Annotated in this window: 14 protein-coding genes; 11 read left to right on the top strand and 3 right to left on the bottom strand. The window is 68.6% G+C overall.

Going from position 1 to position 14,597, the window contains the following annotated elements; all coding sequences use genetic code 11:
• Positions 1-3 precede the first annotated feature (3 nt).
• Genes uppS through lpxB form a run of 11 tightly spaced genes read left to right on the top strand, consistent with a single transcriptional unit; the run spans position 4 to position 11,386 of the window.
• The gene (uppS, locus tag VN378_RS02470; protein WP_325740661.1) at positions 4-768 is read left to right on the top strand and encodes a polyprenyl diphosphate synthase; all 765 of its coding nucleotides are present in this window, start codon (positions 4-6) and stop codon (positions 766-768) included.
• Positions 768-1,583, top strand: a complete 816-nt coding sequence (locus VN378_RS02465) for a phosphatidate cytidylyltransferase (protein ID WP_325740659.1) — start codon at positions 768-770, stop codon at positions 1,581-1,583. Before uppS ends, VN378_RS02465 begins: the two co-directional genes overlap by 1 nt.
• Complete coding sequence (gene dxr / locus VN378_RS02460) at positions 1,580-2,776, top strand: 1-deoxy-D-xylulose-5-phosphate reductoisomerase (RefSeq protein WP_325740657.1); 1,197 nt, start codon at positions 1,580-1,582, stop codon at positions 2,774-2,776. Before VN378_RS02465 ends, dxr begins: the two co-directional genes overlap by 4 nt.
• 23 nt (positions 2,777-2,799) lie before the next feature.
• The gene (locus tag VN378_RS02455) at positions 2,800-4,014 is read left to right on the top strand and encodes an RIP metalloprotease (RefSeq protein ID WP_325740655.1); all 1,215 of its coding nucleotides are present in this window, start codon (positions 2,800-2,802) and stop codon (positions 4,012-4,014) included.
• A gap of 32 nt (positions 4,015-4,046) precedes the next feature.
• The gene (gene bamA, locus VN378_RS02450) at positions 4,047-6,470 is read left to right on the top strand and encodes an outer membrane protein assembly factor BamA (RefSeq protein WP_325740653.1); all 2,424 of its coding nucleotides are present in this window, start codon (positions 4,047-4,049) and stop codon (positions 6,468-6,470) included.
• A gap of 33 nt (positions 6,471-6,503) precedes the next feature.
• Positions 6,504-7,085, top strand: coding sequence for an OmpH family outer membrane protein (locus VN378_RS02445; protein WP_325740651.1), 582 nt, complete (start codon positions 6,504-6,506; stop codon positions 7,083-7,085).
• A gap of 7 nt (positions 7,086-7,092) precedes the next feature.
• On the top strand, positions 7,093-8,097 hold the full coding sequence (gene lpxD, locus VN378_RS02440; protein WP_325740649.1) for a UDP-3-O-(3-hydroxymyristoyl)glucosamine N-acyltransferase: 1,005 nt from the start codon (positions 7,093-7,095) through the stop codon (positions 8,095-8,097).
• Positions 8,098-8,122: 25 nt separating this feature from the next.
• The gene (fabZ, locus tag VN378_RS02435) at positions 8,123-8,590 is read left to right on the top strand and encodes a 3-hydroxyacyl-ACP dehydratase FabZ (RefSeq protein ID WP_325740647.1); all 468 of its coding nucleotides are present in this window, start codon (positions 8,123-8,125) and stop codon (positions 8,588-8,590) included.
• Complete coding sequence (gene lpxA, locus VN378_RS02430; RefSeq protein WP_325740645.1) at positions 8,587-9,375, top strand: acyl-ACP--UDP-N-acetylglucosamine O-acyltransferase; 789 nt, start codon at positions 8,587-8,589, stop codon at positions 9,373-9,375. The genes fabZ and lpxA overlap by 4 nt, the downstream gene beginning before the upstream one ends.
• Complete coding sequence (gene lpxI, locus VN378_RS02425) at positions 9,372-10,223, top strand: UDP-2,3-diacylglucosamine diphosphatase (RefSeq protein ID WP_325740643.1); 852 nt, start codon at positions 9,372-9,374, stop codon at positions 10,221-10,223. The genes lpxA and lpxI overlap by 4 nt, the downstream gene beginning before the upstream one ends.
• Complete coding sequence (gene lpxB, locus VN378_RS02420; protein WP_325740641.1) at positions 10,220-11,386, top strand: lipid-A-disaccharide synthase; 1,167 nt, start codon at positions 10,220-10,222, stop codon at positions 11,384-11,386. Before lpxI ends, lpxB begins: the two co-directional genes overlap by 4 nt.
• Here the strand turns inward: lpxB and VN378_RS02415 are convergent.
• The 3 genes from VN378_RS02415 to gltA form a co-directional block, all read right to left on the bottom strand.
• The gene (locus VN378_RS02415; protein WP_325740640.1) at positions 11,383-12,468 is read right to left on the bottom strand and encodes a transcriptional regulator; all 1,086 of its coding nucleotides are present in this window, start codon (positions 12,466-12,468) and stop codon (positions 11,383-11,385) included. The genes lpxB and VN378_RS02415 overlap by 4 nt on opposite strands.
• A 122-nt stretch (positions 12,469-12,590) precedes the next feature.
• Positions 12,591-13,064, bottom strand: a complete 474-nt coding sequence (locus tag VN378_RS02410) for a hypothetical protein (RefSeq protein ID WP_325740639.1) — start codon at positions 13,062-13,064, stop codon at positions 12,591-12,593.
• Positions 13,065-13,288: 224 nt separating this feature from the next.
• Positions 13,289-14,590, bottom strand: a complete 1,302-nt coding sequence (gltA, locus tag VN378_RS02405; RefSeq protein ID WP_325740637.1) for a citrate synthase — start codon at positions 14,588-14,590, stop codon at positions 13,289-13,291.
• Positions 14,591-14,597: the final 7 nt, after the last annotated feature.

Here is a 14,597-nt window from a genome sequence, read left to right as displayed (position 1 = left end):
CCGATGCCCGCCAAACCTTCCCATCCCGCCGCGCCGACTGACGGGCCGCGTCACGTCGCCCTGATCATGGACGGCAACGGCCGCTGGGCCCAAGCCCGGGGCCTGCCGCGCGCCATGGGTCACCGCGAGGGGGTGCAGGCGCTGAAGCGGACGGTTCAGGCCGCGCCGGCGCTGGGTATCACCTGTCTGACGGTGTTCGGCTTTTCGACCGAGAACTGGAGCCGGCCGGCGGAGGAGGTCTCTGATCTGATGGGGCTGGTCCGCACCTATGTCGCCAGCGATCTGAAGCGGCTGGAGCGCGAGGGCGTGAGAGTGCGGATTCTGGGCCGCCGCGCGGGCCTGCCCGCCGACATCGCCGCCATCATCGACCGGACCGAGGCGACGACGGCCCACAACGACCGATTCACCCTGCAGGTGGCCTTCAACTACGGCGGCCGGGCCGACATCGTCGACGCGGCCCGGCGGCATGTGGACCGGGTGCTGGCCGGCGAAGCGACGGGACCGCTGGACGAGCAGGCGCTGGGCGCCGGCCTGTCCACTGCGGGCGCGCCGCCGGTCGACGTGATCGTGCGCACCTCGGGCGAGCAACGCCTGTCCAACTTCCTGCTGTGGGAAGCCGCCTACGCCGAACTGGTCTATCAGCATGTGCTGTGGCCCGATTACGGAGCGGAAGCGCTGGCGGACGTGGTCGAGCAGTACCGCAACCGCGACCGGCGTTTCGGCGGACGGGCCGCGCCGAATGCGGCGCCCGCCCTCGCGGCCGGCTGATGGCGGTCAAGGCGGGCGACATTGGCCTGAGGGCCGCATCGGCCGTCGTGCTGGCTCCCGCCGCCGTTCTGGCCATCTGGGCCGGCGGCCTGTGGTTCCTGGGGCTGATGCTGCTGGCCTGCGCCCTGCTGGCCGTCGAATGGGCGATGATGAGCGCCGCCAGGGCGTGGCGTGTCATGGCCGGGGCGGTGGCCTTCGGTCTGGTCGCGGGCGTCGTGGCGGCCCACGCCGAACAGCTGTCGCTGGCCCTGGTGATGCTCGTCTTCGGCGCCGTCGCCGCGGGCCTGTTCGCGCGCAACCGCGGGCAGGAGGCGCTGGATGCGGCCTATGGGGTTCTGTACCTGGGCTGGCCGGCGGTGCTGCTGATCTGGCTGAGGGACGTCGACAGCCAGTCGGGGCTGGCCTGGACGGTGTACGCCTTCGCCATCGCCTGGGCCTCGGACATCATGGCCTATCTGGTCGGCAGTCTGGTGGGCGGACCCAAGCTGTGGCCGCGATTCTCGCCCAACAAGACCTGGTCGGGCTTCATCGGCGGTCTGGCGGCGGGGACGGCCGCGGGCGCCCTGCTGGCGGCCTTCCTGGACATGGGCGTCGGCCCGGCCTGGGGCGCCCTGCTGGGTCTGGCGGCGGCGCTGGCCACCATGGCCGGCGATCTGTGGGAATCCGCCCTGAAGCGGCGCTATGGCGTCAAGGATGCGGGCAAGCTGATACCCGGGCACGGCGGCCTGCTGGACCGCGTCGACGGGCTGATGTTCGCCGTGGTGGTGGTGGCCTGCGGGCGGCTGCTGGCGGGCGTGTTCGGAGGCGGAGCGTGATCCGGCGGCGCGTCACCGTGCTGGGCTCGACCGGGTCGGTCGGCTGTTCGACGCTGGACCTGATGGACCAGATCGAGGCGGCCGGAACCGGCGCCTTCGAGGTCGTGGCCCTGACGGGCGGCGCCAATATCGCCCGGCTGGCCGAACAGGCCCGGCGCTGGAGGCCGAAGATCGCCGTGACCGCGGACCCCGCGCGCCTGCAGGAGCTGAGGGAGGCCCTTGCCGGGACGGACGTCGAAGCCGCCGCCGGGGACGCGGCCGTCATCGAGGCCGCGACCCGGCCCGCGGACTGGATCATGGCCGCCATCGTCGGCGCGGCGGGCCTGCGTTCGGCCTGGGCGGCCGCGTCCACGGGGGCGACGCTGGCCCTGGCCAACAAGGAAAGCCTGGTCTGCTGCGGACCGGCGTTGATCCAGCGGGTGCGGCGGTCCGGCGGGCGGCTGATTCCGGTCGATTCCGAGCATTCCGCCATCTATCAGGTGTTTCCGCACGAGGCGCCGGGACAGGTGGCGAAACTGGTGCTGACGGCGTCAGGCGGACCGTTCCGGACCATGCCGCGCGAGACCCTTGGCGGGATCACGCCCGAGCAGGCGGTGGCCCACCCCAACTGGAGCATGGGGGCCAAGATTTCGGTCGACAGCGCCACCATGGCCAACAAGGGTCTGGAAGCCATCGAGGCGGCCTATCTGTTCGACATGCCGGCCGAGCGGATCGAGGTGGTCGTCCATCCCGAATCCATCATCCACAGCATGGTCGAATACGTCGACGGCTCGACCCTGGCCCAGATGGGGCCGCCGGACATGAAGACTCCGATCGCCTACGCCCTCGGCTGGCCGGACCGGATCGCATGGCGGGCCCCCAGGCTGGATCTGGCCGCCCTTGGCCGGCTGACCTTCCAGGCCCCCGACGAGGAGCGTTTCCCGGCCCTCAAACTGGCCCGGCAGGCGTTGCGGGCGGGAGGCGCGGCGCCGACGGTGTTCAACGCCGCCAACGAGGTGGCCGCCCTGGCCTTCCTTGACCGCCGACTGGGCTTTCTCAATATTGCCGCAGTCGTCGCCGACACCTTGTCGCGCATGACGGCCCCTGGGGCGATTTCCTGTTCCGACGACGCCTGCGACGCGGCCCTCGAGGTCGATGCGCAGGCGCGAAGGACGGCGGAATCGATCATCCAGGGCATCGCGGCGGCAGCCTGACGGCGGAGGGGACCCTTATCGGCATGACGGGCTTTCTCGGCCAGGCGCTGCTCTACATCGTACCCTTCCTTCTGGTGCTGACGTTCATCGTCACCATCCATGAGCTGGGCCATTTCCTCGTCGCGCGCGCCTTCGGCGTGAAGATCGACCGTTTCTCGATCGGTTTCGGCAAGACGATCGTCGCCCGGACCGACAAGCGCGGGACCGAGTGGCGGCTGGCCTGGCTGCCGCTGGGCGGATACGTCAAATTCGCCGGCGATCTGGACGCGTCCAGCGTGCCGGATCAGGCCGGCCTGGCCGAGCTGCGCCAGCGGGTCGTCGCCGAGAACGGGGCGGGGGCGGAACGTGACTATTTCCATTTCAAGCCGATCTGGCAGCGCGCCCTGATCGTCGCCGCGGGTCCGGCGGCCAATTTCCTGCTGGCGATCGTGCTGTTCACCATCCTGTTCAGCGTCATCGGCGAGCGGATCGCCGCGCCGCGCGTCGCGGCCGTCGTGCCCGGCAGCCCGGCGGCCGAAGCCGGCTTCCTGCCCCGCGACAAGATCCTCGCCATCAACGGCCGCCCGATCCAGGATCAGGCCGAAGTCACCCAGACGGTGATGCTGAGCGCGGGCGAATCCCTGCGCTTTACGGTGGACCGCACCGGCCGGCGGCTGGACCTGGTCGCCACGCCACAGCGGCAACTGCGGGATGACGAACTGTCCGGCCGCGTGCGCGTAGCCCAGGTCGGCCTTGCGCTTCTGCCCCTGCGTGAGGACTACCGGTTTCGCCGCCTGAACCCGCTCGAGGCGGCGGGGAAGGGCGCGGAGATGATCGGGACGACGGTCGCGACGACCGGCACCTACATCGGCCGGATCTTCACGGGCAAGGAATCGGGCGATCTGCTGAGCGGACCGATCGGAATCGCCCGGGCAGCCGGAGGGGCTACCCGTCAGGCTGTGGCTGCCGATCCCGACCCCGGCTACATCGCCGCGAACCTCGGCCTGACGTTTCTTCAGTTCGCCGCCATAGTTTCGATCGGAATTGGCATTGTTAATCTGCTGCCGATTCCGGTTCTGGATGGGGGCCACCTGCTGTTCTACGGCTATGAAGCTGTGGCCCGCAGGCCAGTCCCCGCCCGCGTTCAGGAGGCGGGCTATCGCGTCGGCCTTGCTTTGCTGGCGGGATTGATGTTGTTCGCCACCTGGAACGACTTGCAAAAGCTGAGCCTGTTCAAATTCCTCGGCGGGCTCGCATGACGAGCCGACGCCAGCCCCCGATGGTTTCCCGCATGATCCGACAAGACGCGTCCGCCCTCTCTTTCGCCCGGCGCCTGAGCCCGAGCCTGCTGGCCCTTGCGGTCGCGGCGGGTCTGGCCGGCCCCGTGCTGGCCCAGACCGCCCCCGCCATCCAGCCGGGCGCACCGATCGAGGCCGCGCCGGCCCCCGCGGCCGCGCCGGTCCAGGAAGAGCGGATCCAGATCAGCCGCATCCTCGTGCGCGGCAACCAGCGCATCGACCAGACGACGGTGCTGTCGTACCTGCCGATCCAGCCCGGCGACGTGGTCGACGCCGCGGTGCTGGACGTCGCCGTGCGCACCCTGACCCGGACCCAGCTGTTCGCCGACGTCCAGCTGGGCGTCCAGCCGAACGGCGACCTGGTCGTCGAGATCGTCGAGAACCCCATCATCAACCAGGTGGTGTTCGAGGGGAACGGCGCGCTCAGCGAGGACAAGCTGACCGAGGAAGTCACCCTGAAGCCGCGCGGCATCTACACCCGCGCCCGGGTTCAGGAGGATGTCGGCAAGATCGTCGAGCTGTATCGCCTGTCGGGCCGGATTTCCGCGACCGTGACGCCCAAGCTGGTCCAGCTGGACCAGAACCGCGTCGACGTGGTGTTCGAGATCGACGAGGGACCGGAAACCGGGGTGCGCGCGATCACCTTCCTGGGCAACACCGCCTTCTCGGACAACGACCTGCGCGGCGTGATGGTGACCCAGCAGTCCGCCTGGTACCGCCTGTTCACGACCAACGACAACTACGACCCGAACCGGCTCGACTACGACCGCGAGCAGCTGCGGAAATTCTACACCAACCGCGGCTATTACGATTTCCGCGTCCTGTCGGCGATTTCGGAACTGGCGCCCGACGACAGCGCCTTCGGCATCACCCTCACGATCGAGGAGGGCGACCGGTATAATTTCGGCACGGTCGACGTGGTCACCGAGAACGACCGGCTGAACCCCGACTTCCTCAAGCTGCTGCTGCCGATCCGGACCGGCGACCTGTACGAGAGCGACAAGATCGAGACGGCGGTCGACGCCCTGACGTTCGCCGCCGGTTCCGCCGGCTACGCCTTCGTCGAGATCGAGCCGACCTATCGGGCCAATCCCGAGACCGACACCGTCGATGTGACCTTCAACATCAAGGAAGGCCAGCGGGTCTACGTCGACCGGATCAACGTGATCGGCAACACCCGCACCCTGGACAATGTCATCCGCCGCGAGATGATGCTGACCGAGGGCGACGCCTTCAACCGCACACTTCAGGAGCGCTCGCGCAACAACCTGCGGGCCCTGGGCTTCTTCAAGGACGTCACGGTCGAGGAGGCGCGCGGTTCGGCGCCCGATCGCTCGGTCATCAACGTCACGGTCACGGAGCAGCCGACCGGCGAGCTTTCGGTCGGCGCCGGCTTCAGCTCGGTCGACTCCTTCGTCGTCAACTTGGGCATCACCGAGCGCAACTTCCGCGGCCGGGGCCAGAACGTCGTGGCCCGTCTGGAGTGGGGCTCGTTGCGCCAGCAGATCGATTTCCGCTTCACCGAGCCGAAATTCCTCGGCCGCGACCTGCGGGCGGGCTTCGACGCCTTCCACTCGCGGTACGATCTCAGCGAATATTCGTCCTACGACTATCGCTCGACGGGCGGCGGCGTGCGCCTGTCGTATCCGCTGAACGGCTATACGCTGCTGAGCACCCGCTACTTCCTCAAGAGCGACGAGATCATCGTTCCGACGGGCTATTGCTCGGCGACCGGTTCGGGCTCGACGGCGCTGTGCGACCAGGTGGGGTCGTTCCTCAACTCGTCGGCGGGCTACACCCTGCTGGTCGATCGCCGCAACGACCCCGTCCGCCCGACCCGCGGCTGGACGGGCTCCTTCCGTCAGGATTTCGCCGGCATCGGCGGGGACGTGAACTACATCAAGACCGAGGGCGACGTTTCGGCCTATTGGGGCATCACGCCTGAATGGGTGGTCACGGCCACCGCCTCGACCGGCTATATCGCGGGGTGGGGCGGCGATCCTATCCGCATCAACGACCGCTTCTTCAAGGGCGGCAACAGCTTCCGCGGCTTCGAAACCGCCGGCTTGGGCCCGCGCGACCTCAACACGACGGACGCCCTGGGCGGCAATTTCTACGCCATCGGCACGCTCGAGCTGACCGTTCCCAACTTCCTGCCCGAGCAATACGGCATTCGCACTTCTCTGTTCACCGACGTGGGGACGCTGGGCGTCCTGGACGAACGCTATACGGTGAACTCGCTTGGCAATCCCGATCCCGGCATCATTGATGAGCTTCAGCTGCGAGCTTCGGCCGGCGTCAGCATCCACTGGCGTTCGCCCATGGGCCCGATCCGCTTCGATCTGAGCCACATCATCGGCCAGGAAGAATACGACAAGACAGAAACCTTCCGCTTCTCGACTTCAACCCAGTTCTAACTTGCGGGACCCGGTTCCGCTCAAAGGTTAACGATGAAACTGTTCGCTCTCGGCGCTTTCGCGCTCGCTTCGCTGGCCGCCGGTTCGGCCGCCGCCCAGGCCCAGGCTCCGGCCAACCCCGGCCCGGCGATCGCCGGCGTCTGCATCTTCCACAATGACCGCCTGCTGGCCACCTCCACCGCCGGCCAATCGGTCCAGACCGGCATGCAGCGTCTGGTCACCGAGGTTCAGGGCGAGCTTCAGCCCTACGCCGCCGCGATCCAGACGGAGGCCCAACAGCTGCAGCAGGGCGGCGCCGCCGCCGACCCGCAGGGCACGCGCCGTCAGGCTCTGCAGCAGCGCGCCCAGGAGGCCCAGCAGCTCGAGCAGACCCGTCAACAGGAGCTGCAGTACACCCAGCAGCTGCAGATCCGCGCCATCGCCCAGGCGGCCGATCCGATCCTGGTCGCCGTCTATCAGGAGCGCGGCTGCGGCCTGCTGCTGGACCGCTCGGCGGTCTATATCGCCAATCCGGCGATGGACATCACCGACGTGGTCATCCAACGCCTGAACACCGCCCTGCCGTCGCTGAGCTTCAACCGAACCCCGGTGCCGGTGCAAGCGCCGCAGCAGTAAGCTTTCGATGCCCGATCCGCGTTTTTTCGACAGCTTGCCGGCGCTCAGCGTCGGCGAACTGGCCGGACGGATCGGGGGCGAAACCCAAAGAGGCGGAGACCGTCAGGTCTCCGCCGTCGCGCCCCTGGCTTCGGCCGGCCCGACCGAGGTCGCCTTTCTGGGCGACCGTAAATTCCAGTCAGTCCTGACCGAAACCCGCGCGGGCTGCGTGATCGTGCCCCGCAGCGCGGTCGAGTTCGCGCCGGCGGACGCGGCGGTGATCGTATCCGGCGAGGCCCAGGCGTCATGGGCGAGGGCGTCGCTCCAGTTTCACCGGCCCGTCCCGCTGGACGTAGCGGCGGACCGGGACCAGGCCGCCGAGGACGGATCGGTCGTCCTTGAGCCCGGCGTCGTCCTCGGCGCGGGGGTCCGGATCGGACGCGGCACGCGCATCGGCGCCAACACCGTCATCGGGCCCGGCGTCCAGATCGGGCGCGACTGCCAGATCGGTTCGAACGTCACGGTCGGATTCGCCCTCGTCGGCGACCGGGTGAAAATCTACTCGGGCGCCCGGATCGGCGAACAGGGCTTCGGCGCGGCCGGGTCGAAGACGGGGCCGGTCGATATTCCCCAGCTGGGTCGGGTCATCCTTCAGGACGGGGTCACCCTGGGCGCCAACTCCTGCATCGACCGCGGCGCCTATGACGACACGGTCATCGGCGAGAACACCAAGATCGATAATCTGGTCATGATCGGCCACAACTGCGTCATCGGCCGCAACTGCCTGATGGCGGCCAATACCGGCATCTCGGGCTCGGTGATCGTCGGCGACAACGTCATCTTCGGCGGCAAGGCGGGGATCGGCGACCATATCAGGATCGGCGAAGGCGCCCGCGTGGCGGCCGGCGCGGGGGTGCTGGCCGACATCCCCGCCGGCGAGACCTGGTCGGGCTATCCCGCCAAACCGATCCGACAGTTCTTGCGCGAAACGATCTGGCTCGCCAAACAGGCGTCCGGAAAGGCGCGTTCGTAGCGTCGTCGGCGAGGAAGGCCGCAGGATGAGCAGTGACGGCAAGATCGACTACGCCGAGGTGATGCGGCGGCTGCCGCACCGCTATCCCTTCCTGCTGATCGACAAGGCCGAGGATTTCGTGGCCAACACCTCGATCACCGGCATCAAGAACGTCACCCACAACGAGCCCTATTTCCCGGGCCATTTCCCGATCGATCCGGTCATGCCCGGGGTGATGATCATCGAGGCCATGGCCCAGACGGGCGCCCTGCTGATGTCCAAGTCGATGGACGTCCAGGTCGAGGGCAAGGTGATCATGTTCATGTCCATCGACGGCGTGCGCTTCCGCAAACCCGCGCGTCCCGGCGACCAGCTGCGCATGAAGGTGGTGGTGACGAAGATGCGCGGCGACATCTTCAAATTCCGCGGCGAGACCTTCATCGACGGCAAATTGGCCTCGGAAGCCGACTTCGCCGCCATGATGGTCACCATCGACAAGCCGGTGGCTGCGTGAGCCGCATCCACGCCACGGCGGTCGTGGACCCCGGCGCCCGGATCGCCGACGGCGTCGAGATCGGCCCGTGGTGCATCGTCGGCCCCGGGGTGGTGCTGGACGACGGGGTGCGGCTGGTCAGCCACGCGGTGGTGCAGCAGGACACGACGGTCGGCGCGCGGACGGTCATCCATCCCTTCTGCGTCATCGGCGGCGACCCCCAGCACACCGGCTACAAGGGCGAGACTGTCAGGCTGGAGATCGGGACCGACAACAGCATCCGCGAACACTCCACCTTCAACCGCGGCACGCCGCAGGGCGCGGGCGTGACGCGGGTGGGCTCCCATGGCCTGTTCATGACCGGCGCCCACGTCGGCCACGACTGCGTGGTCGGGGACAATGTCGTGATGGCCAACAACGCCACTCTGGGGGGGCATGCCCGGATCGGCTCGAAGGTCTTCCTCGGCGGTCTGGCGGCGGTGCACCAGAACGGCCGGGTGGGGCAGGGCGCCATCGTCGGCGGCCTCGCGGCGGTGACGCGCGACGTCATCCCCTATGGCTCGGCCTGGGGTAATCACGCGCAGCTGCACGGCCTGAACCTGATCGGGCTGAAGCGGAAGGGCTATGACAAGGCGTCGATCCGCCGCCTGCTGGCCGCATACCGCGATCTGTTCGAGGGCGGCGGGACCTTCGCCGACCGGCTGGACGCGGTCGAGGCCGCCTACGCAGACCTGCCCGAGATCATGGAAATCACGGCCTTCATCCGCGAGGACGGCAAACGGCCCCTTTGCCTGCCGGGCGAATGAGCGGCGCCGGGACGGGCGGCAAGCTGGGCCTGATCGCCGGCGCGGGCGCCCTGCCGATATCCGTAGCGGCGCGATGCGAGGCCGAGGGACGGCCGGTGTTCGTGGTGCGGCTGACCGGCTTCGCCGATCCGCATCTGGCGCGCTATCCCGGGATCGAGGCGGGGATGGCGGAGATCGGCAAGGTGCTGTCGGCGCTCAGGAAGGCTGGCTGCGCCGCGGTGACCTTCGCCGGCACGGTGAACCGGCCCGACTTCAAAAGCCTGAAGCCGGATTTCAAGGGGGCGACCCTGCTGCCGGGCATCGTGGCCGCGGCCAGCAAGGGCGACGACGCCCTGTTGCGCAAGATCCTGTCGGTGTTCGAGAATGAGGGCTACGCCATCGAAGGCGCCGACGACATTCTGGGCGGAGAGACCCTGCCGGCCGGCGCCCTGGGCGCGGTCGAGCCGACACCCGAGCAGATCCTCGACCTGAGGAAAGCGCTTCACATTGCGGAAAAAGCAGGAGAACTCGATATCGGTCAGGGCGCGGTCGTGTGCGACGGCCTGGTCCTGGCGGTCGAGGCGCAGGAGGGCACCGACGCCATGCTGGCGCGGGTCGCGGCCCTGCCGGCGGACCTGCGCGGCTCGGCCACAAGCCACAAGGGCGCGCTGGGCAAGGCGCCCAAGCCGATCCAGGACCTGCGTGTGGACATGCCGGTGATGGGCGCGCGCACCGTCGAGATGGCCGCTGCGGCGGGCCTGGCCGGCGTCGGCGGGATCGCCGGCAAGCTGATCCTGATCGATCATCCCGCCATCGTAGAGGCCGCCGACCGGCTGGGCCTGTTCGTCTGGGGCGAGACGGACCGATGAGCCGGCCGTTGAAGATCATGCTGGTCGCGGCCGAGGCGTCCGGCGACGCGCTGGGAGCCGGATTGGCCCGTGCGTTGAAGGCGCGGCTGGGAGCCGACGTGGTCTTCGTCGGCGTCGGCGGCGACCGGATGGCCGAACAGGGGGTCCAAAGCCCTTTCGACATCGCCGAACTGTCCATCCTGGGCTGGCTCGAGGGGCTGAAAGCCTATGGCCTGGTCAAGCGTCGCGTGATCGACACCGTCGCGCTCGCCGTCGCTGAAAAGCCCGACGCCGTGGTCCTGATCGACAGCTGGGGTTTCACCATCCGCGTCGCCAAGGCGCTGAGGACGGCCCTGCCGGGCGTGCCGCTGATCAAATACGTCGGCCCCCAGGTCTGGGCCTCGCGGCCCGGCCGGGCGAAGACGCTGGCGGCGTCGGTCGATCATCTGCTGGCGCTCTACGCCTTCGACGCGCCCTGGTTCGAACAGGAAGGCCTGCCGACCACCGTGGTCGGTTCGCAGGCCCTCCACGTCGATTTCGGCGACGCGGATCCGGCGGCGTTCCGGGCCTCGCGGGGAATTGCCTCCGATGCGAACCTGCTGCTGGTCCTGCCGGGCAGCCGGCCCTCCGAAATCCGGCTGATGACGCCGGTCTATGAGGCCGCGGTCGCGCGGCTGAAGGCGGCCGATCCGTCGCTGGAGGTGGCCGTCGTCGCGGCCGGCACCGTCGCCGACGACGTCGCGGCCCGCGTCGCGGCCTGGCCTTTCCGGGCGTATCTGGTCCCGGAGAGCGAGAAATACGCCGCCATGCGCGCCGCCACGGTCGCCCTGGCGACCAGCGGCACGGTCTCGACCGAACTGGCCCTGGCCGGGGCGCCCATGGTGATCGCCTATCGGTTCCAGCCGCTCAGCTATGCGATCATGAAGCCGTTCTTCACGGGCAAATACGCGACCCTGTTCAACCACGCCGCCGACGCCGAGATCGCGCGCGAGCTGATCCAGAACCAAGCCACGCCCGAATCGGCGGCGGCCGAGGTCGGCCGGCTGCTGGCCGATCCGGAGGCGCGGCGGGCGCAGGCGGAGCGGCAGACGGCGGCGCTGGACCTGATGGGGCGGGCGGGGCGCGACCCGTCCGAGATCGCCGCCGACGCGGTGCTCCGGGTCATCGCGAGCAAGCGGGCCTAGCCGCCCGGCCGGCGCCTCGCCAACCGCAGGGCGCCCGCGACACAGGCGCCGAACAGGGCGCCTTCGAGACCGGCCGTGATGACCTGGCTGACCGGGCCGAAACTGCTCTCGCCGAACAGGGCCCCCATCCGGTCGATGCCGAGGCGGGAGTTGGGGAACCCTCGGGCGAGTTGTTCGAGGCTGCCTCCCATCAGCCGTCCGCCCAGCAGGGGGATGAGCGCGCCGGCCGCGCCCCCGGCCAGACCGGCGACGGCGGTGCTGTACCCCGGCGAGGACGGACCGCCCGCTCGCCGTCCCAGCCAGACGCCGAAACCGATCGCGCCGCCCAGCAGGGCGCCTTCGGCCGCGCCCGTGATCTCGCCGGGGGTCTGGCCGAACAGCAGGCTGAAGGCGTCGACGCCGACCAGCTTCACGACGGCGCCGACAAACATTCCGCCCACGGCCCCGCCGACCGTGCTCCACAGCGCGGTCCGGCCCGGGATCACGCTCGCTGTGGCGATGCCGAAGCCGACGCCGGCCCCGCCCAGAAGGCCGATGATGGTGGTGAGGCAGACCAGAACGAGGATGATCGACAAGGCGCCCATGCCGGACGGCTGCGGCTGGGCGGCGCCGATGACGCCATAGAACAGGCCTCCGAACACGCCGGCGACTCCCCCGCCGGCCATGCCCGCCACGCCGAGACGGAGAAAGGGCCGCCATCGATCGTGCGGCGAAATCCCGGCGGCCGGGCGGTCGCCAGGCGCCAGGCGCGGGGCGTCAGGTTCGAGGTGCGTGACGGGCGCGATGAAGCGGTAGCCGTGCTTGGGCACCGTCTCGATGAACCGCGGACGGGCCGCGTCGTCGCCCAGCTGCCTGCGAATGGTCCGGATGCACTGGGTCAGGGCCTCGTCGGTGACGGGGACGCCGCGCCAGACCTCCTCGAGGAAACGGTCTTTCGAGACCAGCCTGCCGTCCTCGCGGACCAGCAGGGTCAGGGCGTCGAGATAGCGGGCGTTCAGCTCGACCGGCGCATCATCCCGGGTCAGCAGCCGGTCGCCGGTGTCGAGCTGGAAGCGTTCGAAACGAAAGCGGCCGTGCGCCATGTTTTTCAGCAGGACCTCAGCCGTTGCCCGTGCCGCTCGCCGACCGTGCAATACAGGGTGGGAGCCTCGACCATCGACGGCGGCAAGGCAATGGCGAACACGGACGGGACCGCCGCGCCTCGCTATCGCAGATAGATGCGTTCCTGCGTGGCGTGCAGGGGACGGTCGCGGAACATGTCCGGATCGGGATCGCCGACGCCGATCCAGTAGGTGTGCTCCTCGAAGCACGGACCGACCCCGCCCCGGGCGCCGAAGCGGCCGTTCCACCGTACGCGGCCGGTCTGGCCCCATTTCAGTGTGAACAGCCAATCGGGCGAATGATACCCGACGGGCCATCTTGACCGGATCGCGCCCGGTCGGTGCAGGCCAATTTGAATCTCCATGGCGCCGCCACGCCATTCGAGCGGTCGCCACCGATCGTCCGGGCGCTGGTCCAGGCGCACGCGAAAGCACCGGACGGCGTCTTCGGAGTAATCAAACACCTGGCCCCACCCGAAGACCCGCTCGGTCGACACCTGAACCTCACGCGGCCCGGGAAAGGCGGTTTGCCGCCCCGGCGCGGTCCACCGACACCATTGGTGCTGAATGATGAGCACGCGTTCCCCCGCAGCCTCGTGCCCGGAGGCTAGTGACGCCGTCTGGCCAGGTCCAGTGAGCTGATCGCAGGCTGTCCGCTGAAAAAAGCCGGGGCTTGGGCCCCGGCGTCTTCATTGTCGTGCATGTCGCGACCCTGTCCCGGTTTCAGCGGTCCGATTGTCGCGCTTGTCGCGGTCGAATTGTATCGGTCGACTGTGTCGGGGTTGTCGCGATCCGGACGGCCTCAGCCGCGCTTCTGGATCGGCACGTAGTCGCGCTCGGTCGGCCCGGTGTACAGCTGCCTCGGGCGGCCGATCTTCTGGGTCGGGTCGCCGATCATCTCCTGCCACTGGGCGATCCAGCCGACCGTGCGGGCCAGCGAGAACAGCACGGTGAACATCGAGGTCGGGAAGCCCATCGCCGACAGGGTGATGCCCGAATAGAAGTCGACGTTCGGGAACAGCTTGCGCTCGATGAAATACTCGTCGTTCAGCGCGATCCGCTCCAGTTCCTTGGCCACCTGGAACAGCGGATCGTTCTTGTCGCCGACCGCCTCGAGCACCTCGTCGGCGCTCTCCTTCATCACCTTGGCGCGCGGATCGTAGTTTTTGTACACGCGGTGGCCGAAGCCCATCAGCTTGTATTTCTTGGCCTTCACGCCCTCGATGAACTCCGGGATCCTGTCCGGGGTGCCGATCTCCTTGAGCATGTTCAGCGCCTCTTCGTTGGCGCCGCCGTGCGACGGGCCCCACAGGCAGGCGATGCCGGCGGCGATACAGGCGAAGGGATTGGCGCCGGACGAACCGGCCAGGCGGACGGTCGAGGTCGAAGCGTTCTGCTCGTGGTCGGCGTGCAGGATGAAGATGCGGTCCATGGCCCTGGCCAGCACCGGATTGACCACATAGTCCTCGGCCGGAACGGCGAAGCACATACGCAGGAAATTCTCGGCGTAGGTGAGATCGTTGCGTGGCGAGATGAACGGCTGGCCGATATGATATTTGTACGCCCGCGCCGCCAGGGTCGGCATCTTGGCGATCAGCCGAATGGCCGAGATGTTGCGCTGGACCGGATCATGGATGTCCAGACTGTCGTGATAGAAGGCCGACAGGGCGCCGACGGTCCCGACCATGATCGCCATCGGGTGGGCGTCGCGGCGGAAGCCCTCGAAGAAGCGGTCGAACTGCGAATGCAGCATGGTGTGCATGGTGATGCTGCGTTCGAACACCTCGTACTGGGCGGCGGTCGGCAGTTCGCCGTGCAGCAGCAGGTGACAGACCTCGACGAAGTTGGATTGTGAGGCCAACTGGTCGATCGGATAGCCGCGGTGCAGCAGGGTGCCGATGTCGCCGTCGATGAAGGTCAGGGCGCTTTCGCAGGCGGCGGTCGAGGTGAAGCCGGGGTCGTAGGTGAAGGCCTCGGTCGCGCCGTACAGCTTGCGGATGTCGATCACATCCGGCCCGGTCGATCCGGACAGAACCGGAAGCTCGACGCTCTTGTCGCGATACGTAAGGGTGGCCGAGCCGGCGGGTTTGGCGTGTTCAGTCATTGCAGCC

The organism is Brevundimonas sp. (genome assembly GCF_035561115.1).
Lineage (GTDB): Bacteria > Pseudomonadota > Alphaproteobacteria > Caulobacterales > Caulobacteraceae > Brevundimonas.
The sequence above is the reverse complement of the archived record's forward strand: the minus strand, read 5'-3'. Positions and strand labels throughout refer to the sequence as shown.

Bases quoted from the DNA above. Each gene is read 5' to 3' on its own strand.
- VN378_RS02415 (WP_325740640.1), bottom strand. From the start codon at position 12,468: ATGGCGCACGGCCGCTTTCGTTTCGAACGCTTCCAGCTCGACACCGGC.
- gltA (WP_325740637.1), bottom strand. From the start codon at position 14,590: ATGACTGAACACGCCAAACCCGCCGGCTCGGCCACCCTTACGTATCGC.
- lpxB (WP_325740641.1), top strand. From the start codon at position 10,220: ATGAGCCGGCCGTTGAAGATCATGCTGGTCGCGGCCGAGGCGTCCGGC.
- uppS (WP_325740661.1), top strand. From the start codon at position 4: ATGCCCGCCAAACCTTCCCATCCCGCCGCGCCGACTGACGGGCCGCGT.
- bamA (WP_325740653.1), top strand. From the start codon at position 4,047: ATGATCCGACAAGACGCGTCCGCCCTCTCTTTCGCCCGGCGCCTGAGC.
- lpxI (WP_325740643.1), top strand. From the start codon at position 9,372: ATGAGCGGCGCCGGGACGGGCGGCAAGCTGGGCCTGATCGCCGGCGCG.
- fabZ (WP_325740647.1), top strand. From the start codon at position 8,123: ATGAGCAGTGACGGCAAGATCGACTACGCCGAGGTGATGCGGCGGCTG.
- VN378_RS02465 (WP_325740659.1), top strand. From the start codon at position 768: ATGGCGGTCAAGGCGGGCGACATTGGCCTGAGGGCCGCATCGGCCGTC.
- VN378_RS02455 (WP_325740655.1), top strand. From the start codon at position 2,800: ATGACGGGCTTTCTCGGCCAGGCGCTGCTCTACATCGTACCCTTCCTT.
- lpxD (WP_325740649.1), top strand. From the start codon at position 7,093: ATGCCCGATCCGCGTTTTTTCGACAGCTTGCCGGCGCTCAGCGTCGGC.
- VN378_RS02445 (WP_325740651.1), top strand. From the start codon at position 6,504: ATGAAACTGTTCGCTCTCGGCGCTTTCGCGCTCGCTTCGCTGGCCGCC.